Origin of the sequence: Streptomyces hyderabadensis, from assembly GCF_020404845.1 — a bacterium.
Taxonomy (GTDB): Bacteria; Actinomycetota; Actinomycetes; order Streptomycetales; family Streptomycetaceae; genus Streptomyces; species Streptomyces hyderabadensis.
The window spans coordinates 24,559-45,566 of sequence record NZ_JAIOJZ010000006.1; the positions used below are offsets into that span (position 1 = coordinate 24,559).

The 21,008-nt window shown below is 73.1% G+C and carries 16 protein-coding genes; 8 read left to right on the forward strand and 8 right to left on the reverse strand.

The window, feature by feature from the left end; translation table 11 throughout:
* Positions 1-177: 177 nt before the first annotated feature.
* Positions 178-576 (reverse strand): DUF4307 domain-containing protein, encoded by a 399-nt coding sequence (locus tag K7854_RS06890; protein ID WP_127895174.1) that lies wholly within the window; start codon positions 574-576, stop codon positions 178-180.
* A gap of 204 nt (positions 577-780) precedes the next feature.
* On the opposite strand from K7854_RS06890, the gene mca reads away from it, so the two are divergent.
* The gene (gene mca, locus K7854_RS06895; protein WP_226025620.1) at positions 781-1,641 is read left to right on the forward strand and encodes a mycothiol conjugate amidase Mca; all 861 of its coding nucleotides are present in this window, start codon (positions 781-783) and stop codon (positions 1,639-1,641) included.
* Complete coding sequence (locus K7854_RS06900; RefSeq protein ID WP_226025469.1) at positions 1,634-1,870, forward strand: hypothetical protein; 237 nt, start codon at positions 1,634-1,636, stop codon at positions 1,868-1,870. Before mca ends, K7854_RS06900 begins: the two co-directional genes overlap by 8 nt.
* 40 nt (positions 1,871-1,910) lie before the next feature.
* On the opposite strand, the gene K7854_RS06905 is transcribed toward K7854_RS06900, so the two are convergent.
* A complete protein-coding gene (locus tag K7854_RS06905; RefSeq protein ID WP_226025470.1) occupies positions 1,911-5,174 on the reverse strand; it encodes a tetratricopeptide repeat protein in 3,264 nt (1,087 codons plus the stop codon).
* Between the two features lie 559 nt (positions 5,175-5,733).
* Here K7854_RS06905 and K7854_RS06910 point away from each other — a divergent pair.
* The 5 genes from K7854_RS06910 to K7854_RS06930 all read left to right on the forward strand — a co-directional run bounded on the left by K7854_RS06910 (position 5,734) and on the right by K7854_RS06930 (position 13,309).
* Positions 5,734-7,242, forward strand: a complete 1,509-nt coding sequence (locus K7854_RS06910; RefSeq protein ID WP_226025471.1) for a xanthine dehydrogenase small subunit — start codon at positions 5,734-5,736, stop codon at positions 7,240-7,242.
* Positions 7,239-9,656 carry a xanthine dehydrogenase molybdopterin binding subunit gene (xdhB, locus tag K7854_RS06915; protein WP_226025472.1) on the forward strand — a complete coding sequence of 806 codons (2,418 nt, stop codon included), beginning with the start codon at positions 7,239-7,241 and terminating at the stop codon, positions 9,654-9,656. The genes K7854_RS06910 and xdhB overlap by 4 nt, the downstream gene beginning before the upstream one ends.
* 1 nt (position 9,657) lies before the next feature.
* Positions 9,658-10,467: a xanthine dehydrogenase accessory protein XdhC gene (gene xdhC / locus K7854_RS06920; RefSeq protein ID WP_226025473.1), complete on the forward strand. Its 810-nt coding sequence runs from the start codon at positions 9,658-9,660 to the stop codon at positions 10,465-10,467.
* A 197-nt stretch (positions 10,468-10,664) separates the two neighbouring features.
* A complete protein-coding gene (locus tag K7854_RS06925; protein ID WP_226025474.1) occupies positions 10,665-11,168 on the forward strand; it encodes a nucleoside deaminase in 504 nt (167 codons plus the stop codon).
* A 95-nt stretch (positions 11,169-11,263) separates the two neighbouring features.
* Positions 11,264-13,309, forward strand: a complete 2,046-nt coding sequence (locus K7854_RS06930; protein WP_226025475.1) for a thioredoxin domain-containing protein — start codon at positions 11,264-11,266, stop codon at positions 13,307-13,309.
* A gap of 33 nt (positions 13,310-13,342) precedes the next feature.
* Here the strand turns inward: K7854_RS06930 and K7854_RS06935 are convergent, their stop codons facing one another.
* Genes K7854_RS06935 through trhA form a run of 3 tightly spaced genes read right to left on the reverse strand, consistent with a single transcriptional unit; the run spans position 13,343 to position 15,239 of the window.
* The gene (locus K7854_RS06935) at positions 13,343-13,693 is read right to left on the reverse strand and encodes a hypothetical protein (RefSeq protein ID WP_226025476.1); all 351 of its coding nucleotides are present in this window, start codon (positions 13,691-13,693) and stop codon (positions 13,343-13,345) included.
* A gap of 49 nt (positions 13,694-13,742) precedes the next feature.
* Entirely contained in the window at positions 13,743-14,474 is a 732-nt protein-coding gene (locus tag K7854_RS06940) for a Mut7-C RNAse domain-containing protein (protein WP_226025477.1), read from the reverse strand.
* A gap of 60 nt (positions 14,475-14,534) precedes the next feature.
* On the reverse strand, positions 14,535-15,239 hold the full coding sequence (gene trhA, locus K7854_RS06945; protein ID WP_226025478.1) for a PAQR family membrane homeostasis protein TrhA: 705 nt from the start codon (positions 15,237-15,239) through the stop codon (positions 14,535-14,537).
* A 308-nt stretch (positions 15,240-15,547) separates the two neighbouring features.
* On the opposite strand from trhA, the gene K7854_RS06950 reads away from it, so the two are divergent.
* On the forward strand, positions 15,548-17,368 hold the full coding sequence (locus tag K7854_RS06950; RefSeq protein ID WP_226025479.1) for a phosphoenolpyruvate carboxykinase (GTP): 1,821 nt from the start codon (positions 15,548-15,550) through the stop codon (positions 17,366-17,368).
* 206 nt (positions 17,369-17,574) lie between these two features.
* On the opposite strand, the gene K7854_RS06955 is transcribed toward K7854_RS06950, so the two are convergent.
* Genes K7854_RS06955 through K7854_RS06965 form a run of 3 tightly spaced genes read right to left on the reverse strand, consistent with a single transcriptional unit; the run spans position 17,575 to position 20,943 of the window.
* Positions 17,575-18,189: a hypothetical protein gene (locus K7854_RS06955; RefSeq protein ID WP_226025480.1), complete on the reverse strand. Its 615-nt coding sequence runs from the start codon at positions 18,187-18,189 to the stop codon at positions 17,575-17,577.
* Entirely contained in the window at positions 18,176-19,753 is a 1,578-nt protein-coding gene (locus K7854_RS06960) for a vWA domain-containing protein (RefSeq protein WP_226025481.1), read from the reverse strand. Before K7854_RS06960 ends, K7854_RS06955 begins: the two co-directional genes overlap by 14 nt.
* Entirely contained in the window at positions 19,750-20,943 is a 1,194-nt protein-coding gene (locus tag K7854_RS06965; RefSeq protein ID WP_226025482.1) for a toxic anion resistance protein, read from the reverse strand. The genes K7854_RS06960 and K7854_RS06965 overlap by 4 nt, the downstream gene beginning before the upstream one ends.
* Positions 20,944-21,008: the final 65 nt, after the last annotated feature.

Sequence of the window (21,008 nt, forward strand, 5' to 3'; positions counted from 1 at the left end):
TGCTCCTCGTTGGTACTGGGAATACAAATCAACGCCCTACCCAGAAGGATGTTCCTTCACGGAAGGGCGAAACCACGAGCCTAACAATTCAGTGGCCAAAGGGGGAGGACATAAGCCACCAGATTCCTGTCGTCGCAGGTCAGGCGGCAGGTATTGGCGCCCGCGGGCCTCGCCGGATCACTCCGGATGGCAGCCGAGCAGCTCGGCCGACGTCCCCGCGGCCTTGGTGCGCAGGGTGACGACCTTGTCGATGCGGGTGTCGTCCCCGTCGAAGCGGAAGTCGGCCCGGCCCACCTCGTCGCCGTCCTCCGCCTGGGAGCGCACCGTGCAGTAGCCGGTGACGCCGGCGTCCTTGCGGACCTCCAGGTGCACCTGCACCGAGTCCTCGGCGAGTTCGAAGCCGATCAGCTCGCCGCTGATCTTGTTCTGGCCGACGTAGTGGTAGCCGAACCAGCCGATCAGGGCGAGCAGGAGGGCTCCGAGCACGGCACCGACGATCTTGAGCGTGCGGTCGGCCTGCTCGTCCGAGGAGCGGCCGTAGCGGCCCTGGGGCGTCCGCGTGCTCGCCGTACTCATGATCGTCCTCTCCGCGGGAGCGGGTCCGGTCCGGGCCCCGGAATTATTCCGCTCCCGATTCGGTCACTATAGAAGCCTCCCGCCCGCCACCCGACCGCCGCCCCTCAACGACGCCCCTACGGGGCGGCACCTTCACATTGCGCCTCTGCACGCCGGGGCGCCGACTGACCGAGGATTTGAGTCTTGACTGACCAGCTGCGACTGATGGCCGTCCACGCCCACCCCGACGACGAGTCGAGCAAGGGCGCGGCCACCATGGCGAAGTACGTGTCCGAGGGGGTGGACGTGCTGGTGGTGACCTGCACGGGCGGGGAGCGCGGCTCCATCCTCAACCCCAAGCTCCAGGGCGACGCGTACATCGAGGAGAACATCCACGAGGTGCGCCGGAAGGAGATGGACGAGGCCCGGGAGATCCTGGGCGTCGGGCAGGAGTGGCTCGGCTTCGTCGACTCCGGCCTTCCCGAGGGCGACCCGCTGCCGCCGCTGCCGGAGGGCTGCTTCGCCCTGGAGGACGTCGACAAGGCGGCCGGTGAGCTGGTGCGGAAGATCCGCTCCTTCCGGCCCCAGGTGATCACCACCTACGACGAGAACGGCGGCTACCCGCACCCCGACCACATCATGACCCACAAGATCACGATGGTGGCCTTCGAGGGCGCGGCCGACACCGAGAAGTACCCGGAGGGCGAGTACGGACCGGCGTACCAGCCGCTGAAGGTGTACTACAACCAGGGCTTCAACCGGCCCCGCACCGAGGCGCTGCACAACGCGCTGCTGGAGCGCGGCCTGGAGTCGCCCTACGAGGACTGGCTCAAGCGCTGGGCGGAGTCCGAGCGCACGGAGCGCACCCTCACCACGCACGTGCCCTGCGCGGACTTCTTCGAGACCCGCGACAAGGCGCTGATCGCGCACGCCACGCAGATCGACCCCGACGGGGGCTGGTTCCGGGTGCCGATGGAGATCCAGAAGGAGGTCTGGCCCACCGAGGAGTACGAGCTGGCGAAGTCCCTCGTGGAAACCTCCCTCCCCGAGGACGACCTCTTCGCGGGCATCCGGGACAATGCCTGACATGAGTGCAAGCGCAAGCCTGGCAATGACGCACCTCGTCACGCTCGCCGAGCTGGACGAGGACAAGGTCACCCCCGGCGTCCTCGGGTTCATCGTGTTCGCGGTGATGGCTCTGGCGGTGTGGGGACTGATGAAGTCCATGAACCGGCACATGGGCAGGGTGGACTTCAAGGAGCCGGCCGAGCGGGACGCCTCCGGCGGCCCCGAGGCCAAGCCGCAGCGGAGCTGACCCGGGCCGCCCGCCTCGGCGGCGGGCGGCGGGCCCGGTCTCAGGCCGTGACCGCCACGCCCATCACCTCCCGCGCCTGGCGGCCCGGGACCATGCCCAGCCGCCAGGCCTGCCAGCCCGCCTCCAGCTGTACGCCGCGCTCCAGCAGGAGCTGGTAGGCGTCCACGTAGTCGTCCAGCTTGGTGTCGCGGGCCGAGTGGCGGGCGCGGGAGAGCTGGGCCAGCTCCTCCTGCGCCACCGCCGTGCCGATCTCCACCCCGCCCGGGGCGGCGTACGGCAGCAGCGTGCAGCGCAGGAAGCGGGCCCAGTCCTCGCCGCGCCGGTCGCCGTACCCGGCGAACAGGGCGGCCGCCTCGTCGCACAGGGCCAGCGCCTGCGGCGTACGCGCGTTGCCCGCGTCCACGACCGCCAGCTCCAGGCACGTCCACGCCTCTCCGTGGCCGACGCCGATGCGCTGGAAGTCGGCGCGCGCGTCGACCAGGAGCTGGCGGGCGAAGCCGGAGTTGCGCAGCGAGCCGGTCTGGGCGGCCCGCTGGTCGCGGGTCACCCGCGCCGAGTGGTGCCGGGCGCAGGCCAGGCCGTACACGTCCCGCATCCGGGAGAACATGGTGCGGGAGCGCTCCAGCTCGCGCACCGACTGGTCCAGGTCGCCGGTCTCCTCCAGCGCCTGGCCCAGGTAGTAGACCGTCCACGCCTCGCCGCGGGCGTCCTCGTTCTCCCGGTGCCGGGCCGCCGCCCGCCGCAGCTCCTCCACGGCCTCGGAGGCATCGCCGTCCACCAGACGGGCCCGCGCCAGCTGGGTCAGCGCCCAGGCCTCGCCGCGGGCGTCCTGGGTGCGGCCGTACAGGTCCAGGGCGGCCCGCAGATCGGACTCCGCGCCGGGCACGTCGCCCATCCGCAGGTGCAGCTGGCCGAGCTGGAAGTGGGCCCACGCCTGGCCGTGTACCGACTCGCCCGCGCGGTGCAGCACCAGCGACTCGGTGAGCAGCTCCAGGGCCTCGGCCAGCCGGGCCCGGTCGCGCTGCACCGCCGCCAGCGCGTGCAGCGTCCACGCCCGGTCCGTGGCCAGCTCCGGCGCGGCCTGCAGGTCCAGGGCCTCCCGGAGCTTGGCCGCCGCGTCGGTCAGGTTGCCCTGGTGGTGCAGCGTGATCCCCAGCGAGCACAGGGCGCGCGCCGCGCCGGCGTCGTGGTGGGCGTCCCGGTACAGGTCGACCACGGAGGCCAGCGTCGTACGCGCCTTGTCCAGCTCGCCCAGCTGCCGGGCCGCGATGCCGGTGCGCCACTGCACCGAGCGCACCAGCAGCCCCTGGTCCACGGACTGCGCCAGCTCGCTGATCTCACCGAGCCGGTACAGGTCGCCGCGCAGCAGGCAGTAGTCGCACAGCGCGCCCAGCAGGTTCAGCACCGCGCCCTGGTCGACGCCCTCCGCGTGCCTGAGCGTCGCCGTGATGAAGCTCGACTCGTCGTCCAGCCAGCGCAGCGCCTCGTCCAGGGAGGTGAAGCCGTACTGCCCGAACTGGTTGGAGCGGGTCGACATGTTGCCGTCGACCAGGCGCAGGACGGAGTCGGCCAGCTCGGCGTAGTTCGCGATGAGCCGTTCCTGCGCGGCCGTCCGGTCGGCGGGCTCCTCCTCGTCGGCGAGCCGGGCGCGGGCGAAGGCGCGCACCACGTCGTGCAGGCGGTAGCGGCTGCCCCGGACGTGGTCGATCAGGCCCGCCCGCGACAGCGCCGTCAGCTGCCGGGTCGCCTCCGCCTCGTCGGTGGCCAGCAGCGCGGCGGCGGCCGCGGCCCCCAGCGAGGTGCGCCCCGCCAGCGCCAGCCGGCGCAGCAGCCGCCGGGCCGGCTCCGGCAGGTCGGTGTAGCGCAGCCACAGCGCCCGCTCGACCGGCTCCACCGGCCCGTAGGCGCCCAGGTCGGTCGCCAGCGCGCGCGGTGAGCGCGGGCCCAGCGAGGACCCGGCGACCCGCAGCGCCAGCGGCAGCCCGCCGCACAGCTGCCGGATCAGCTCGCTGGACTCGGCGTCGTAGGGCCCCGAGGCGTCCTCGGCCGCCGCGCCCAGCAGCTCCTCGGCGCCCGCCGCGTCCAGCTCCTCGACGGGCAGGTCGTACACCCGCGCGGGCAGGTCGGGCGGCAGCCGCAGCGGCCGGCGCGCGGTGACCAGCACCAGGCTGTCCGAGCGCTCCGGCACCAGGGTGCGCACCTGCTCGGGGTCCGAGGCGTCGTCGAGGACGACGGTGACCGGGACGCCCGTCAGATGCTGGTGGTACAGCTCGCTGAGCCGCTTGACCTGCTGGTCCGCGGAGGAACGCTCCCGGAACAGCAGCTGCTCGCGCGGCGCCCCGAGCCGGTTCAGCAGGTGCAGCAGGGCGTCCCGGGTGCTCAGCGGCGACTCCCCGCCCTCCACGAAGCCGCTCCCCGCGGAGCCGTTCGCCGCGGAACCGCCCGACCCGGAGCCGCCCGCCGCCGACCCGGCACCGCGCAGATCGACCAGGCAGGCCCCGCGGAAGTAGTCCCGCAGCTCGTGGACGGCCCGGACCGCCAGCGTCGTACGGCCACTGCCGGGCGCCCCGTGCAGCACCACCACCGTCGGCTTGGTCTCCGTGCTCGCGCGGGCCGCCTGCACCCACTGCCGCAGCCGCGCCATCTCCTGCCGCCGGCCGGCGAACACCCCCTCCGGTTCCGGCAGTTGCCCGAACGACTGCTCCAGCGCGCTGCGTCCTCGGGCGGCCGCGCTCTTGTCGGCACCCCGCAGCTTCGGCCCGGTCTTGGCCGGAGCGGTGGACGCGGCGAGCATCCGCTGCTGGTCGAGGAAGGGCCGGATGCCGCGCACCTCCAGCGCGGTGAGCCACTGCAGCCGCAGCTGCTCGGGTCCGCCGGGCTGGCTGACCGCCCCGGCGCGGTGGTGGGCGGCCGGCACATGGGCCCCGACCACCTTGACCACGGTCGCCGCCGCTCCGACGACCCCGACCGTGACCCCCGCGCCCACCGCGGTGCCGGTGCCGGTGCCGAGCGCCACGTCGGCCACCACCGCGGCGATCGCCGCCACGGCGGCCACCAGCAGGGGAGTGCCGGCGCCCTCACGGGCGTAGCGCTGGCGGAAGGTGAGCTGCCCGGCCGCGGCCTCGTCGAGGGCGTGGGTGTAGGCCGCGTACTCCTCGCCGGCCGTCCCCGCCATCGCGTCCAGTGCCGCGCGGGCCCGGGAGAGCAGTACGTTCCCGTCCGTGCGTCCGCCCGAGCGCCGTACCTCCTCCTCCACGGCCCGCCTGAGCAGCCCTTCGGCCTCCGCCCGATGACTGTCCCGCATGTCGCGCCCCCTCCGGCGGCATCGGTGTCCTGCCGGGTCGCCCCAGGCGCCCCGGTGGCCCCAGGCGTCCCAGGGGCCCTCCCGGCCCATCCCCGGGTCCTTCCCCGGTTATGCGTGGGTCAAGTGTCCTGCTGCGAGGAGACCCTGGGGAGGGGTGGTTCGCACCGGCCGGGAAAGTCGACGAATTCCCCTCTTGACCAGGGTGACCGAAGCCACTAATTTGCAATGGAAGCAGACCCATGACTATCGACAGGAGGCGATCGGCAGATGTGCGCCAACTCTGATCTGAGTCGCCTCGCCCGCCGCACCGTGTGGGTTTCGGGTCGGGTCGCGCACGGCTGCTGACACGCCGTTCCGCTGTGCCCCCGCGTGGCACATTCCGGGTTTTCCCCTTTCGCTTTGACTTTCACCACTTCACGGCATGCCGATGACGCGTGCCGATCTGCGCTCGCTCCTCTCCCGCGGCGCGTCCGGACTCAGAAAGCTGCCCGAAATTGGCGACAATGATGAATCGACCTGTCCCGAGTCGACCTGTCCCCAGTCGAAAAGAAGGTCTGTCATGGTGACGGCACGGATCACGGTCAACGGAAAAGAAGCACCGATCGCACCGGCCGCACCCCACACCACGGTGCTCGACTTCCTGCGCGAGCGCGGCCTCACCGGCACCAAGGAGGGCTGCGCGGAGGGCGAGTGCGGCGCCTGCTCGGTCCTGGTGGCCCGCCCCGGGGTGAACAAGCCCACCGACTGGGTGCCGGTCAACGCCTGCCTGGTCCCGGTCGCGGCGCTCGACGGGCAGGAGGTCGTCACCTCCGAGGGCCTCGCCACCGTCGAGGCGCCCGGCACGCCGCCCGTCCTGCACCCGGTGCAGGAGGAGATGGCGGTCCGCGGCGGCTCCCAGTGCGGTTACTGCACGCCGGGATTCGTCTGCAGCATGGCGGCCGAGTACTACCGCCCGGACCGCTGCGCGCACGCGGACGCGGGTGCCGGTGCGGAGGCGACCGGCGGGGCCGGCGCAAGCGGCACCGGCGACGGCGGCGACGCCGAGCACGGTCCGAACGGCTTCGACCTGCACGCGCTCAGCGGCAACCTGTGCCGCTGCACCGGCTACCGGCCGATCCGCGACGCCGCCTTCGCCGTCGGCACACCCACCGACGACGACCCGCTGGCCCGGCGCCGCGAGCAGGACCCGCCCGCACCGGTCGCCACCGAGTACCGCCAGGACGACCGCGCCTTCCTGCGCCGGAGCACCCTGGCCGAGACCCTGCGGCTGCTGCGCGAGCGGCCCGACGCGGTGGTGGTCGCGGGCAGCACCGACTGGGGCGTCGAGGTCAACATCCGCTCCCGGCGGGCCGATTGCGTGGTCGCCGTCGACCGGCTGCCCGAACTGCGGGAACTGCGGGTCGAGTCCGACCACGTCGAGATCGGGGCCGCGCTGACGCTCACCGAGATCGAACGCCGCCTCGACGGCAGCGTCCCGCTGCTGGCGCAGCTGTTCCCGCAGTTCGCGTCGCGGCTGATCCGCAACGGTGCGACCCTCGGCGGCAACCTGGGTACCGGCTCGCCCATCGGCGACAGCCCGCCGGTGCTGCTCGCGCTGGAGGCCTCGCTGGTGCTCGCCGACGCCGACGGGGAGCGCGAGGTCCCGCTGGCCGAGTACTTCACCGGCTACCGGCAGAGCGTGCGCCGGCCCGGCGAGCTGATCCGCGCGGTGCGCGTGCCGCTGCCGCTGACGCCGGTCACGGCCTTCCACAAGATCGCCAAGCGGCGCTTCGACGACATCTCCAGCGTGGCGGTCGCCTTCGCGCTCGACGTCGAGGACGGGACCGTCCGCAAGGCGCGCATCGGGCTCGGCGGCGTGGCCGCCACCCCGGTCCGCGCGCTCGCCACCGAGGCCGCCCTGGAGGGCCGGCCGTGGACCTCCGGTACCGCCGAGGCGGCGGCCGAGGTGCTGCGGGGCGAGGGCACGCCGATGAGCGACCACCGCGCCAGCGCCGGGTACCGCGCCGCGATGCTCGGCCAGAGCCTGCTGAAGCTGTACGCACAGACCACCGAGGCGGTGCCGTCATGAGCCACCTGTCCGAGCGTCCCGAGAAGCCCGTCGTCGGCGTCTCCATGCCGCACGAGAGCGCCGTCCAGCACGTCACCGGCACCGCGCTGTACACCGACGACCTGGTCCAGCGGACCAAGGACGTGCTGCACGCCTATCCGGTCCAGGTCATGAAGGCCCGCGGCCGGGTCGCGGCCATCCGCACCGGGGCCGCCCTCGCGGTGCCGGGTGTCGTACGGGTGCTGACCGGCGCCGACGTGCCCGGCGTCAACGACGCCGGCATGAAGCACGACGAGCCGCTCTTCCCCGACGAGGTGATGTTCCACGGCCACGCGGTCGCCTGGGTGCTCGGCGAGACGCTGGAGGCGGCCAGGATCGGCGCGGCGGCCGTGGAGGTGGACCTGGAGGAGCTGCCCTCCCTGATCACCCTCCAGGACGCCATCGCGGCGGACAGCTACCACGGCGCCCGGCCCGTCATGACGCACGGCGACGTCGACGCGGGCTTCGCCGACTCCGTGCACGTGTTCACCGGCGAGTTCCAGTTCTCCGGGCAGGAGCACTTCTACCTGGAGACGCACGCGGCCCTCGCGCAGGTCGACGAGAACGGGCAGGTGTTCATCCAGAGCAGCACCCAGCACCCCTCGGAGACCCAGGAGATCGTCTCGCACGTGCTCGGGGTGCCCGCCCACGAGGTGACCGTGCAGTGCCTGCGGATGGGCGGCGGCTTCGGCGGCAAGGAGATGCAGCCGCACGGCTTCGCGGCCGTCGCCGCGCTCGGCGCCAAGCTGACCGGCCGCCCGGTGCGGTTCCGGCTCAACCGCACCCAGGACCTCACCATGTCCGGCAAGCGGCACGGGTTCCACGCCACCTGGAGGATCGGCTTCGACGCCGAGGGCCGCATCCAGGCCCTGGACGCCACGCTGACCGCGGACGGCGGCTGGAGCCTGGACCTGTCCGAGCCGGTCCTGGCCCGGGCCCTGTGCCACATCGACAACACCTACTGGATCCCCAACGCCCGCGTCGCCGGCCGCATCGCCAAGACCAACACGGTCTCCAACACCGCCTTCCGCGGCTTCGGCGGACCGCAGGGCATGCTGGTGATCGAGGACATCCTGGGCCGCTGCGCGCCGCAGCTCGGCCTGGACGCCAAGGAGCTGCGGGAACGCAACTTCTACCGCCCGGGCCAGGGGCAGACCACACCGTACGGGCAGCCGGTCACCCAGGCCGAGCGGATCGCCGCCGTCTGGCAGCAGGTCCAGGACAACGGCCACGTCGCCGACCGCGAGCGCGAGATCGCCGCCTTCAACGCCGCGCACCCGCACACCAAGCGGGCCCTCGCGGTCACCGGGGTGAAGTTCGGCATCTCGTTCAACCTCACCGCCTTCAACCAGGGCGGCGCGCTGGTGCTGATCTACAAGGACGGCTCCGTCCTGATCAACCACGGCGGCACCGAGATGGGCCAGGGCCTGCACACCAAGATGCTCCAGGTGGCCGCGACCACGCTCGGTATCCCGCTGCACAAGGTGCGCCTCGCCCCGACCCGGACCGACAAGGTGCCCAACACCTCCGCCACCGCGGCCAGTTCCGGCGCCGACCTCAACGGCGGAGCGGTGAAGAACGCCTGCGAGCAACTGCGCGAACGGCTCCTCCAGGTGGCCGCCTCGCAGCTCGGCGCCAACGCCTCGGACGTGCGCATCGTCGAGGGCGTCGCGCGCGCCCTGGGCAGTGACCGGGAGCTGGCCTGGGACGACCTGGTGCGCACCGCGTACTTCCAGCGGGTCCAGCTCTCCGCGGCCGGCTACTACCGGACCGAGGGGCTGCACTGGGACGCCCAGACCTTCCGGGGCTCGCCGTTCAAGTACTTCGCCGTCGGCGCCGCCGCGACCGAGGTGGAGGTGGACGGCTTCACGGGCGCGTACCGCATCCGGCGGGTGGACATCGTGCACGACGTCGGCGACAGCCTCTCCCCGATGATCGACATCGGCCAGGTCGAGGGCGGATTCGTGCAGGGCGCGGGCTGGCTGACGCTGGAGGACCTGCGCTGGGACACCGGTGACGGGCCGAACCGCGGTCGGCTGCTGACCCAGGCGGCGAGCACGTACAAGCTGCCGAGCTTCTCGGAGATGCCCGAGGAGTTCCACGTCACCCTCCTGGAGAACGCCACCGAGGAGGGCGCGGTCTTCGGGTCCAAGGCGGTCGGCGAGCCCCCGCTGATGCTGGCGTTCTCGGTGCGCGAGGCGCTGCGGCAGGCGGCCGCGGCGTTCGGGCCGAGGGGGACGGCGGTCGAGCTGGCCTCGCCCGCCACCCCCGAGGCGGTGTACTGGGCGATCGAGTCGGCGCGGCAGGGCGGCACCGCCGGGAAGGGCCGCGCCCGCGGCGAGGCGGTCGCCGACGGCGGCGTCCGCACCGGCGTGGAAGCGCTGAGCGGTGCCTGACATGACGTGGATCGCCGCGGTCGCGCGGTTGCGGGCACGCCGGGAGTCCGGCGTGCTGGTGACCGTCGCGGCCGTGCGCGGCCACGCCCCGCGCGACGCCGGTGCCAAGCTCGTCGTGGGACACACCGAGACCTGGGGCTCGATCGGCGGCGGCAACGTCGAGGCCGTGGCGATCGACCGGGCCCGGGAGATGATCGCCGCGGGCGGGGCGGAGCCGGAGATGCTCGACTTCGCCCTGAATGACAAGGTGACCAACCAGCACGGCGTGCAGTGCTGCGGCGGCACCGTCGCGGTGCTGCTGGAACCGCTGCCGGTGGTCCGGTCGGTGGCGATCTTCGGCGTCGGACACGTCGGGCTGGAGCTGGCGCGCATCCTGGCCCGTCAGGACCTGGACCTCCACCTGGTCGACAGCCGCGCCGACCTGCTGGCCGAGGAGCGGCTCGGCGTGCTGGCGGACGCGGTGGCGCGGGTGCACACGCACCACACGCCGCTGCTGCCGGAGGAGGTGCTGGCCGAGCTGCCGCCCGGCACCCACGTCCTGATCATGACCCACGACCACGCCGAGGACGCGGCCCTGTGCGACGCGGCCCTGCGCACCGGCCACCTCGGCTCGATCGGGCTGATCGGATCGGCGGCCAAGTGGGCGCGGTTCCGCAAACGCCTCGCCACCGAGGGCGGCCACGAGGACGCCGTCATCGACCGGATCAAGACCCCGATCGGGCTGGCCGACATCACCGGCAAGGAACCCGCGACCATCGCCGTGAGCGTCGCCGCCGACCTGCTGCGCACCTTCGAGGCCGAGGGGGACTGACCCCCTTCAGGACGCCTGCCCGCCCTTGTAGGAATCTACGAAGCGAGGGTCGCGGCCGGTCCGTAGTTCATGTTTTCGGCCCCTGGCCGGTCGTCGTGCGCGAGCTGTGTACTGCTCCTACGAAACCTCCTCCCTGTGACGTTCCCAGGCCCGCACGCCCGTACTCCCGCACGCTTCCTGCCCAAGAAGGAGCACGCATGACCACCGACACCCTCGAGACCGGCACCCGTGAGTTCGAGCGCGCCTGGATGAACAAGGCCATCGAGCTGGCCACCGCCAGCGTCCGCAACGGCGGCGGCCCCTTCGGCGCCCTGATCGCCAAGGACGGGGAGATCGTCGCCGTCGCCAACAACCAGGTCACCGCCGGCCTCGACCCCACCGCGCACGCCGAGGTCAGCGCCATCCGCGCGGCCTGCAAGGCGCTCGACACGTTCAGCCTGGAGGGCTGCACCCTCGTCACGTCCTGCGAGCCCTGCCCGATGTGCCTCTCCTCGGCGCTGTGGGCCCGCATCGACCGCCTCGTCTTCTCCGCCGACCGCCACGACGCCGCGGTGGCCGGATTCGACGACCGCAAGTTCTACGACCTGTTCGAGAAGCGGCCGCAGGCGAACTGGCCCATGACCGTGGAACACCTCGACCTGCCCCACCGCACCCAGCCGTTCGACGCCTGGATCGCCAAGTCCGACCGCGTCGACTACTGAGCAGAAGCCCCCACGCGACCCCGACCGCCCCGCCCGTGCGCCCCACCACCCGTGGCGCATGGGCGGGGCGGCGCCGCGTGCGCCAGGATGGAGCCATGCCCAACCGACTTGCGCAGGCCACGTCCCCCTACCTCCTCCAGCACGCCGAGAACCCGGTCGACTGGTGGCCGTGGGAGGCGGAGGCGTTCGAAGAAGCCCGGCGGCGCGGGGTTCCCGTGTTGCTGAGCGTCGGGTACAGCGCCTGCCACTGGTGCCATGTCATGGCGCACGAGTCGTTCGAGGACGAGGCCACCGCCGAGTACCTCAACTCGCACTTCGTGAGCGTCAAGGTCGACCGCGAGGAGCGTCCCGACATCGACGCCGTCTACATGGAGGCCGTGCAGGCGGCCACCGGGCAGGGCGGCTGGCCCATGACGGTGTTCCTCACGCCGGACGCCGAGCCCTTCTACTTCGGCACCTACTTCCCGCCCGAGCCCCGGCACGGCATGCCCTCCTTCCGCCAGGTGCTCCAGGGCGTCCAGCAGGCGTGGACCGAGCGGCGCGAGGAGGTCGGCGAGGTGGCCGGGAAGATCGTCCGGGACCTCGCGGGGCGGGAGATCTCCTACGGCGACGCCGAGGCGCCCGGAGCGGAGCAGCTGGGGCAGGCGCTGCTCGGGCTCACCCGGGAGTACGACGCCGAGCGCGGCGGGTTCGGCGGGGCGCCGAAGTTCCCGCCGTCCATGGTGATCGAGTTCCTGCTGCGCCACCACGCCCGCACCGGCGCCGAGGGCGCGCTCCAGATGGCGGCCGACACCTGCGAACGGATGGCCCGCGGCGGCATCTACGACCAGCTGGGCGGCGGCTTCGCCCGCTACTCCGTGGACCGCGAGTGGGTCGTGCCGCACTTCGAGAAGATGCTGTACGACAACGCCCTGCTGTGCCGCGCGTACACCCACCTGTGGCGGGCCACCGGCTCGGACCTGGCCCGCCGGGTCGCCCTGGAGACCGCCGACTTCATGGTGCGCGAACTGCGCACCGCCGAGGGCGGGTTCGCCTCCGCGCTGGACGCCGACAGTGACGACGGCAGTGGCAGGCACGTCGAGGGCGCCTACTACGTGTGGACGCCCGCCCAGCTCACCGAGGTGCTCGGCGACGCGGACGCGCAGCTGGCCGCGCAGTACTTCGGGGTGACCGAGGAGGGCACCTTCGAGCACGGCGCCTCCGTGCTGCAACTGCCGCAGCAGGAGGGCGTCTTCGACGCCGCGCGGATCGCGTCGGTCCGGGAGCGGCTGCTGGCCGCGCGCGACGGCCGCCCCGCCCCGGGCCGGGACGACAAGGTGGTCGCCGCCTGGAACGGCCTCGCGATCGCCGCGCTCGCCGAGACCGGCGCCTGCTTCGAGCGCCCCGACCTGGTGGAGGCCGCCGTCGCCGCCGCCGACCTGCTGGTGCGGCTGCACCTGGACGAGCAGGTCCGGCTCACCCGGACCAGCAAGGACGGCAGGCCCGGAGCCAACGCCGGGGTGCTGGAGGACTACGCCGACGTGGCCGAGGGCTTCCTCGCGCTGGCCTCGGTCACCGGGGAGGGCGTCTGGCTGGACTTCGCCGGTTTCCTGCTCGACCACGTCCTCACCCGCTTCACGGACGAGTCGGGCGCGCTGTACGACACCGCGGCCGACGCCGAGCAGTTGATCCGCCGTCCGCAGGACCCCACCGACAACGCCACCCCGTCCGGCTGGAGCGCCGCCGCGGCCGCCCTGCTGTCGTACGCCGCCCACACCGGCTCCGCCCCCCACCGCACCGCCGCCGAACGCGCCCTCGGTGTGGTGAAGGCGCTCGGCCCGCGCGTGCCGCGCTTCGTCGGCTGGGGGCTCGCCGCCGCCGAGGCGCTGCTGGACGGTCCCCGGGAAGTCGCCGTCGTCGGACCTTCGGCCGCCGACCCCGCCGCGCGCGGGCTGCACCGTACGGCGCTGCTCGGGACCGCGCCCGGGGCGGTCGTCGCCTTCGGCACCGAGGGGAGCGACGAGTTCCCGCTGCTCGCCGACCGGCCCCTGGTGGGCGGGGCGGCGGCCGCCTACGTCTGCCGGAACTTCACCTGCGACGCGCCGACCACCGACCCGGACCGGCTCCGCGCCGCACTGGGGGCCGCCGCCCAGGACGGCTGAGACGGCGCGCACCGGCCCGGCCCGCGCAGGACGTCAGGCACCGGCGAGGATCAGCGCGCCCAGCGTGAGCTGTGCGCCCCACTGCAGCGCGACGACCCCGCACCTGGCGGGGGCCCACCGGGTGCGGGGCCAGGCCAGGGCCAGGACGCCCAGGGCGGCCGCGGCCCAGAAGCAGGCCCACAGGGCGTCGCCGGGCACGCGCGAGCACTGCTCGCCGTAGGTCAGGCAGTGGCTGCCGCGCCCGGAGGCGAGCACGACGGCCCACGCGAGGGCGACGGTGGGCAGCAGCAGGGCGAGTCCGGCCACGGAGCCCGCGGTCAGGGCGCGGGCGGAGAGCCGGGCGTGGGAGAGCTGCGCGGCCGGGAGGCGGGACGGGGCGGTCATGCCGTCCAGCACACCGCACCGGGCGGCTGTCGGTGATCGGCCGGAGTGCTCAGCCGCCCTGAGTACCCCTGCTCATGGCGCGCTCCACGATCGCCTCCAGCTGTTCGTGGTGGGCGCCCCGCCAGTAGGCGCGGCCGCACGCGGTGCACTGGGCGAAGACGTCGTACGACCGCCGGGTGCCGCCCTTGAGCTGCTCCGCCACCTCCTCCTTGGTGGCCGTCCGGAGCAGACCGTTGCAGGCGGTGCACCGCGTCCAGGGGCGCAGCGCGGGCCGGAACCGGTCCAGGACCTCCTGGAGCTGCTCGTCGGGGCGGGTGCTGTAGACGAAGGCGCCGGCCCACAGCTCGCGGCGGCGCAGCAGGCCGCGGTCGCGGCTGAGCATGACCCGTTTCTCGGCCGCCGACAGCGCGGCGAGCGCCGGGTCGCCGAGGTCCGTCGACTCGTACGCCGTGTCCACGCCGAGCAGCCGCAGCCGGCGGGCCAGGGTGCCCAGGTGCACGTCGAGCAGGAACCGCAGCGGCGCGCCGGGGACCCGCTGGGGGTGCCGGACCGGCCGCACCCGCACCGACTCGCCGCCCGCCGGGATGTGGCCGGGCGGCACCTCGCGGCCGTCGACGAGCAGGGTGCCGACCTCGGTGAGCGGGACGCCGAGGGACTCGACGAGGTGGCCGAGGGTGGAGACCCCGTCGGTGGCCGCGCGGACGGCGCCGGCGGGGCGGGCGCGCGGTACGAACAGGTGCAGTTCGGGGGCGAACTCGACGTGGATCTCGGGACCGGTCACCCGGTCAGGATGCCACGCGGGCGGCCCCCGGTCCCCGGCCTTTTCGCGCGGGCGGCCCGGCTAGTAGGCGACCAGCGAGATCCCCACGTAGTGGGCGATGAAGGCGGCCAGCGTGAAGGAGTGGAAGACCTCGTGGAAGCCGAACCAGCGCGGTGAGGGGTTGGGGCGCTTGAGGCCGTAGATCACGCCGCCCGCGCTGTAGAGCACACCGCCGACGATCACCAGGACCAGGACGGCGATGCCGCCCGCCCGCATGAACTCGGGCAGGTAGAAGACGGCCGCCCAGCCCATCGCGAGGTAGCACGGGGTGTAGAGCCAGCGCGGGGCGCCGACCCAGAAGACGCGGAAGACGATCCCGGCCGCGGCCGCCGCCCAGATGCCCCACAGCAGCCACTCGCCCTTGGCGCCGGGCAGCAGCAGCATCGTGAGCGGGGTGTAGGTGCCCGCGATGATCAGGAAGATGTTGGCGTGGTCGAGGCGGCGCAGCACCCCGTCCATGCGCGGGCTCCAGTTGCCCCGGTGGTAGAGCGCGCTGACGCCGAACAGCAGGCAGGCCGTCAGGACGTAGACCCCGCAGGCTATGCGGCCCTCGGGCGACTCGGCGAGCGCGGTGAGCACCAGACCGGCGACCAGGACGGCGGGGAACATGCCGAGGTGCAGCCAGCCGCGCAGCTTCGGCTTCACCGGGTGCGGGAGCGAGAGCGCCACGGGACCGCGGCCGCCGGCCGGCAGGTCCCTGGGCGCGTCGGGGACGGACGCAGTCATGGGCGCATCGTACCTACGGTCCCGTAAGTTACGTATCAGTGCGAACGTATGTCCCGGGGCGAGTGGCCATCGTCTCACGGGGAACCCGGCGGTGCACCCCCGGCCGCGGCCCTGCGGCGGCCTCCGACGGGCACGTGGCGCTCCTCACGCCGCTCAGTTGTGACGCCCTCTGGACAGATGGGCACTCACGTCGGATGATCAAATGAGTGCGGTCGACACCGGATGAGCGCCCACGAGGTCAACGTCACGCATCCGGGTCGCAGCCCCCACGGGGCCTCCAACAAAAAACCCCTCATCTAGGAGCAATCGTGGCGCGCGACATCGCGGCTCCCCCCGTCCCCACCCACCACCAGGAACTGATCTCGTGGGTCAACGAGATCGCCGAACTGACCCAGCCGGACGCAGTGGTCTGGTGCGACGGATCCGAGGCCGAGTACGAGCGCCTGTGCGGGGAGCTCGTCGACAAGGGCACCTTCCGCAAACTCGACCCGATCAAGCGCCCCAACTCGTACTACGCGGCCTCCGACCCCACCGACGTCGCCCGCGTCGAGGACCGGACCTTCATCTGCTCCGCCAAGGAGGAGGACGCCGGCCCGACCAACCACTGGAAGGACCCCGCCGAGATGCGGGAGATCTTCACGGGGGAGCAGGGCCTGTTCCGGGGCGCCATGCGCGGCCGGACCATGTACGTCGTGCCCTTCTGCATGGGCCCCCTCGGCTCGCCGCTGTCCGCGCTGGGCGTCGAGATCACCGACTCCGCCTACGTCGCCGCCTCCATGCGCACCATGACCCGCATGGGACAGCCGGTCCTGGACGAGCTGGGCGAGACGGGCTTCTTCGTCAAGGCCGTGCACTCCGTCGGCGCCCCGCTGGAGCCCGGCCAGGCGGACGTCCCCTGGCCCTGCAACAGCACCAAGTACATCTCGCACTTCCCCGAGGACCGCGAGATCTGGTCCTACGGCTCCGGCTACGGCGGCAACGCCCTGCTCGGCAAGAAGTGCTACGCGCTGCGCATCGCCTCCGTCATGGCCCGCGACGAGGGCTGGCTCGCCGAGCACATGCTGGTGCTGAAGCTGACCCCGCCCACCGGGGAGCCCAAGTACGTCGCCGCCGCCTTCCCGTCGGCCTGCGGCAAGACCAACCTCGCCATGCTGGAGCCCACGATCTCCGGCTGGACGGTGGAGACCATCGGCGACGACATCGCCTGGATGCGCTTCGGCGAGGACGGCCGCCTGTACGCGATCAACCCCGAGGCCGGTTTCTTCGGCGTCGCGCCCGGCACCGGTGAGCACACCAACGCCAACGCGATGAAGACCCTGTGGGGCAACTCGGTCTTCACCAACGTCGCCCTCACCGACGACAACGACGTGTGGTGGGAGGGCATGACCGAGGAGACGCCGGCCCACCTCACCGACTGGAAGGGCAACGACTGGACCCCCGAGTCCGGCACCCCCGCCGCACACCCCAACGCCCGCTTCACCACCCCCGCCGCGCAGTGCCCGATCATCGCGCCGGAGTGGGAGGACCCCAGGGGCGTGCCGATCTCGGCGATCCTCTTCGGCGGGCGCCGCGCCACCGCCGTCCCGCTGGTCACCGAGTCCTTCGACTGGAACCACGGCGTCTTCCTCGGCGCCAACGTGGCCTCCGAGAAGACCGCCGCCGCCGAGGGCAAGGTCGGCGAGCTGCGCCGCGACCCCTTCGCCATGCTGCCGTTCTGCGGCTACAACATGGGCGACTACATGGGGCACTGGATCGACGTGGCCAAGGACAAGGACCAGTCCAAGCTGCCCAAGATCTACTACGTCAACTGGTTCCGCAAGGACGACGACGGCAAGTTCGTCTGGCCCGGCTTCGGCGAGAACGGCCGCGTCCTGAAGTGGATCGTGGAGCGCCTGGAGGGCAAGGCGGACGGCGTGGAGACCCCGATCGGCGTGCTGCCGACCAAGGAGGCCCTGGACACCGACGGGCTCGACCTCGCCGACGCCGACCTGGAGTTCCTGCTCAGCGTCGACAAGGAGGTCTGGCGCGAGGAGGCGGCGCTCGTCCCCGAGCACCTGAACACCTTCGGCGACCACACGCCCGCCGAGCTGTGGGACCAGTACCGGGCGCTGGTGCAGCGCCTGGGCTGAGCCCCGCCACCACCCAGCTCCGTGGCCGGTCCGACTAGCCCTGACCCGCGAAGTCGTCACGAAGGCCGGTCACGAGGGGGTCTCCCCGCGCTCCAGTAGCTCATCTCACCCCGGAGCGCGGAGAAGCCCCGTTCGGGCCGGGTCCCCGCACAACGGCGTGCGACGGACCCGGCCCTTCAGCACGCCCGGCCCGGCCCGTACGGCGATCAGTGCTCCGAGCGGTCCTCCAGGTACCGGGTGTGCGACTCCTGGCGCCGGGCCTCGGCGTCCCGCAGCCGGTCCGCCAGCCGCTCCGCCTCCTCCCGCAGCAGCGCCAACTGCCGCTCCAGATGCGCCTCCGGCGGCTCCTGCCCCGGCGTCAGCCGCGTCCACCAGCGGGTCCGCAGATACGCGTCCACCGCCTCCGGCACGTCCTGCCGCACCGCCCGGGACACCTCGTGCAGCCCCTCCGGGTCGGCCGCCAGCACCTCGGCGACCCAGCCGGGCTCCAGCAGCCCGGCCAGCAGTCCGGTCAGCCCGGCCAGCCGCTCCTCGGCGGCCGGCGGCAGCTCCACGTCCGCGAGATAGCCGCGCAGCCGCCCGAAGTCCCCGCGCACCTCCGCCAGCTGGGCCGACGGGTCGGGGAAGTCGGGCGGTGCGGGCCGCTCCGGCGGGGCGAGCAGCGCACCGGCGCCGTACAGTCCCGCGACGACCACCGGCCAGTACGGCCCCGCCACCCCCGTGAAGGTCAGCACCACGCCCGCCAGCCCGCAGGCACTGCCGGTCAGGTTCTTGCGGGACTCCAGGAAGCCGACGAGCCTGTGGGGCCTACTGGTAGCCACGGATCTCCTCGAAGGCGCCGTCCAGCGACCCCTTTTGCGCGTCGAAGAGCCGGCCGCCGGTGAGTTCGGCGATGTGCGTCAGCTCCGCGCGGTCGGAGTCGCCGAACAGGATGGGGAACACCGGGATCTCCTGCCGCTGCCCGCCCAGCGAGCCGTAGAAGCGGTCGAAGCCGGCCGCGTCGGTGCCGGTGGTGTTCTCGCCGTCCGTCATCAGCACGATCGACGTGAACGCGTCCCGGCCGCCGCCGAGATGGTCGTACGCCTTCTCCAGCGAGGTGTAGACCGCCGTGTCGCCCTCGGCGGTCAGGCGCTCGGTGTCCCGGCGGATGCCCGCGAGACCGGCGCCCGGGTCGGCGGGGTCCACCACATGGGTCGTCACCCGCTTGACGTCCGAGCCGAACGGCATCAGCGTCACCTCCTCGCGGTCGCGGAAGTCGCCGGTGAGGGCGGTCAGCGCGGTCTTCAGCCGGGTCAGCCGCTCGCCCGCCATCGACCCGGACGTGTCGAGGACGTACACCGTCCGGGACGGGCGGCGCAGGTCGTTCTCGTACGCGTCGAGCAGGCCGTCGGCGACGGAGCGCGAGCCGGGGGAGGGCAGCTCGCGCCGCCGGCTCGTGTCCAGCCCCGGCGCGGGCGGCACGGAGGTGAGGACCGGGCGGCGGTGCGTGCTGCGGGTGATCTCCCGCTGGATCTCCGGTGCGCGCAACGCCTCGGCGAGGCGGCGGACGTCGCCGCGGGTCGAGTCGTCCGTCGAGGCGAGGGTGGAGAGCGGGTAGTCGGCGGTGAGGACGCCGTCGGTGGGGCGGATCACGGTGAGGTCCGGGATGCCCATGAGGACGGACTCGTAGTTCAGCAGCGCGTCCACGTTCCCGCGCCGCTGGTAGGCCGCCGCCAGCCAGCCCGACGAACCCGAGGTCAGCTGCTGCCCGGCGAAGAACTCCCGCAGCCGCGGCGTCGCCTTCGCCACGTCGGCGTCGGTGAGCGCGGACTGGGCGCCGGAGAGCGCGGAGGCGACCGAGACCAGGGTGGCGAAGCCGGAGTTGGAGCGGGCCGGGTCGGTCATGCCGTAGGTGAGCTTCCCGTCGGCGACGGCCTGCTCGACCTGGGACCAGGTGACCGACCCGGGCCGCCAGCCCAGCCGCCGCACGGTGGCGTCCTTGACGCCGATCGCGACGGGGCTGGCCATCACCGGTGTCTCGGAGACGATCCGCTGCGCCGCCTCGGGGCGCAGTCGCAGCGAGTCGTTGGAGGACAGCCACACGGCGTCGTACGCGCCGTCCGTGGTGCCCTTGGCCAGCATGTCCACGGCGTCGAGGGTGCCGATCGGGGTGAGCCGGACGGTGAGGCCGGTGTCCTCGCGGACCCGGTCGAGCACCGGCTTCATGTCGCTCAGCTCGCTGGAGGCGAGGACCCGCAAGGTGCCCGGCTCGGCGCTGCCCGGGACCCCGGGGGTCGGCACCCCGTCCGTGCCGTCCCCGTCGCCCTGCGAGGTGCAGCCGGTGAGGAGGGCGAGCGCGGTGAGGCAGACGGCCAGGGCGCGCCTCGTGCGACGGCCGGATCTCATGCGAGGCCCCCTTCCCGGGAGGAGTCCAGGGCGCTTTGGGAACGGCTGCGCTCCAGGTAGGCGTTGGCCTGCCGGAGTTCACCGGTCAGGGACTCCACGGTCGCCGCCATCGCCTCCGTCGCCTGGGCCTTGTAGGTGTCGATGGTGTCGAGGGTGCGGTAGATCTGCTGGAAGGCGGCGCGCAGGGTCTCCGCGCCGACCGCGGGGTCGGCGGCGATGCGCTGGATCTCCCCGCTCTGGGTGGCGAGCATCTCCGCGTTGCCCCGGATCAGGTCCTCCGTCGTTCCGCGCAACGCGTCGACCTGCTCGACGACCTTCTTCTGGTGGTCGAGCGCGGCGGCCAGCATCACCGAGATCCGCAGGGCGGACACGGTGGTCGTGGCCGCCCGGTCGACGCCCTTGACCAGCTCCTCGTTGTTGCGGCGCACGACGTCCATCGCGAGGTAGCCCTGGGCGCACACCGCGAGCTGGGTGAGCAGATCCTGGTGCTTCTGCCGGACCGGGAAGAGGACGTCGGCGCGCAGGGCGTCGGCGGCCTGCGGGTCGCCCGGTTCGACCCCGGCGACGTGCTCCTGCACGGCCGTGTCGAGCGCCTCGGTGAGCACGACGTACTCCTGGAGCTTGCCCATGGTCTCCCACAGGCGGACCCGCTCGGTCTGCAACGCCGCGTTGTCGCGCCGCAGTTCGTCCTGGCCGCCGCGCAGCGCGCCGACGATCCGGTTCAGGGTGCCCTGGGCGGAGGCGTACTTGGCGACGTGGTCGCGCAGCCGGTTGCCGCCGGGCAGCCGGGACAGCAGCTTGCGGCCCTTGGACGCGGGCAGGTCGCGCGGGTCCAGGTCCTCCACCACGCGCCGCAGCTCCACCAGGGAGCCCGCCACCCGGGTCTGGGCGTCGCCGCCCCGGTCGGGCAGGCTGCGCACGGTGCGCTCCAGCATGCGGTTGGACTGCGCGGCGGCGGTGCGCATCTCGGCGGCGCCCAGGCCGGTGATCTCGCCGACCTTGCCGGCGAACTCGGGCGAGCGGGCGTCGAGCGCGGCGAGCCCGTCCACGTAGGCGGCGGCCTTGCGCGCCATGTCCGCGCGGGTCGCGTCGTCCAGGGGCACGAGGCCGCCGGCCCGCTCGCGCGGTACGGGGGCGACGGGCTCGGGCGGGGTGAGAGTGAGCGTGAGGTCGTGGTCGGTGCCGGTCACGTGGCCGAATCCCCCTGTGGTCCGCTGGTGCTTCGCTGCTGGTCCGGTCGTGTCCGCCGGTGGCC

Bases quoted from the DNA above. Each gene is read 5' to 3' on its own strand.
- xdhC (WP_226025473.1), top strand. From the start codon at position 9,658: ATGACGTGGATCGCCGCGGTCGCGCGGTTGCGGGCACGCCGGGAGTCC.
- mca (WP_226025620.1), top strand. From the start codon at position 781: ATGGCCGTCCACGCCCACCCCGACGACGAGTCGAGCAAGGGCGCGGCC.
- K7854_RS06890 (WP_127895174.1), bottom strand. From the start codon at position 576: ATGAGTACGGCGAGCACGCGGACGCCCCAGGGCCGCTACGGCCGCTCC.
- K7854_RS06905 (WP_226025470.1), bottom strand. From the start codon at position 5,174: ATGCGGGACAGTCATCGGGCGGAGGCCGAAGGGCTGCTCAGGCGGGCC.
- K7854_RS06935 (WP_226025476.1), bottom strand. From the start codon at position 13,693: ATGACCGCCCCGTCCCGCCTCCCGGCCGCGCAGCTCTCCCACGCCCGG.
- trhA (WP_226025478.1), bottom strand. From the start codon at position 15,239: ATGACTGCGTCCGTCCCCGACGCGCCCAGGGACCTGCCGGCCGGCGGC.
- K7854_RS06910 (WP_226025471.1), top strand. From the start codon at position 5,734: ATGGTGACGGCACGGATCACGGTCAACGGAAAAGAAGCACCGATCGCA.
- K7854_RS06925 (WP_226025474.1), top strand. From the start codon at position 10,665: ATGACCACCGACACCCTCGAGACCGGCACCCGTGAGTTCGAGCGCGCC.
- xdhB (WP_226025472.1), top strand. From the start codon at position 7,239: ATGAGCCACCTGTCCGAGCGTCCCGAGAAGCCCGTCGTCGGCGTCTCC.
- K7854_RS06900 (WP_226025469.1), top strand. From the start codon at position 1,634: ATGCCTGACATGAGTGCAAGCGCAAGCCTGGCAATGACGCACCTCGTC.
- K7854_RS06960 (WP_226025481.1), bottom strand. From the start codon at position 19,753: ATGAGATCCGGCCGTCGCACGAGGCGCGCCCTGGCCGTCTGCCTCACC.
- K7854_RS06930 (WP_226025475.1), top strand. From the start codon at position 11,264: ATGCCCAACCGACTTGCGCAGGCCACGTCCCCCTACCTCCTCCAGCAC.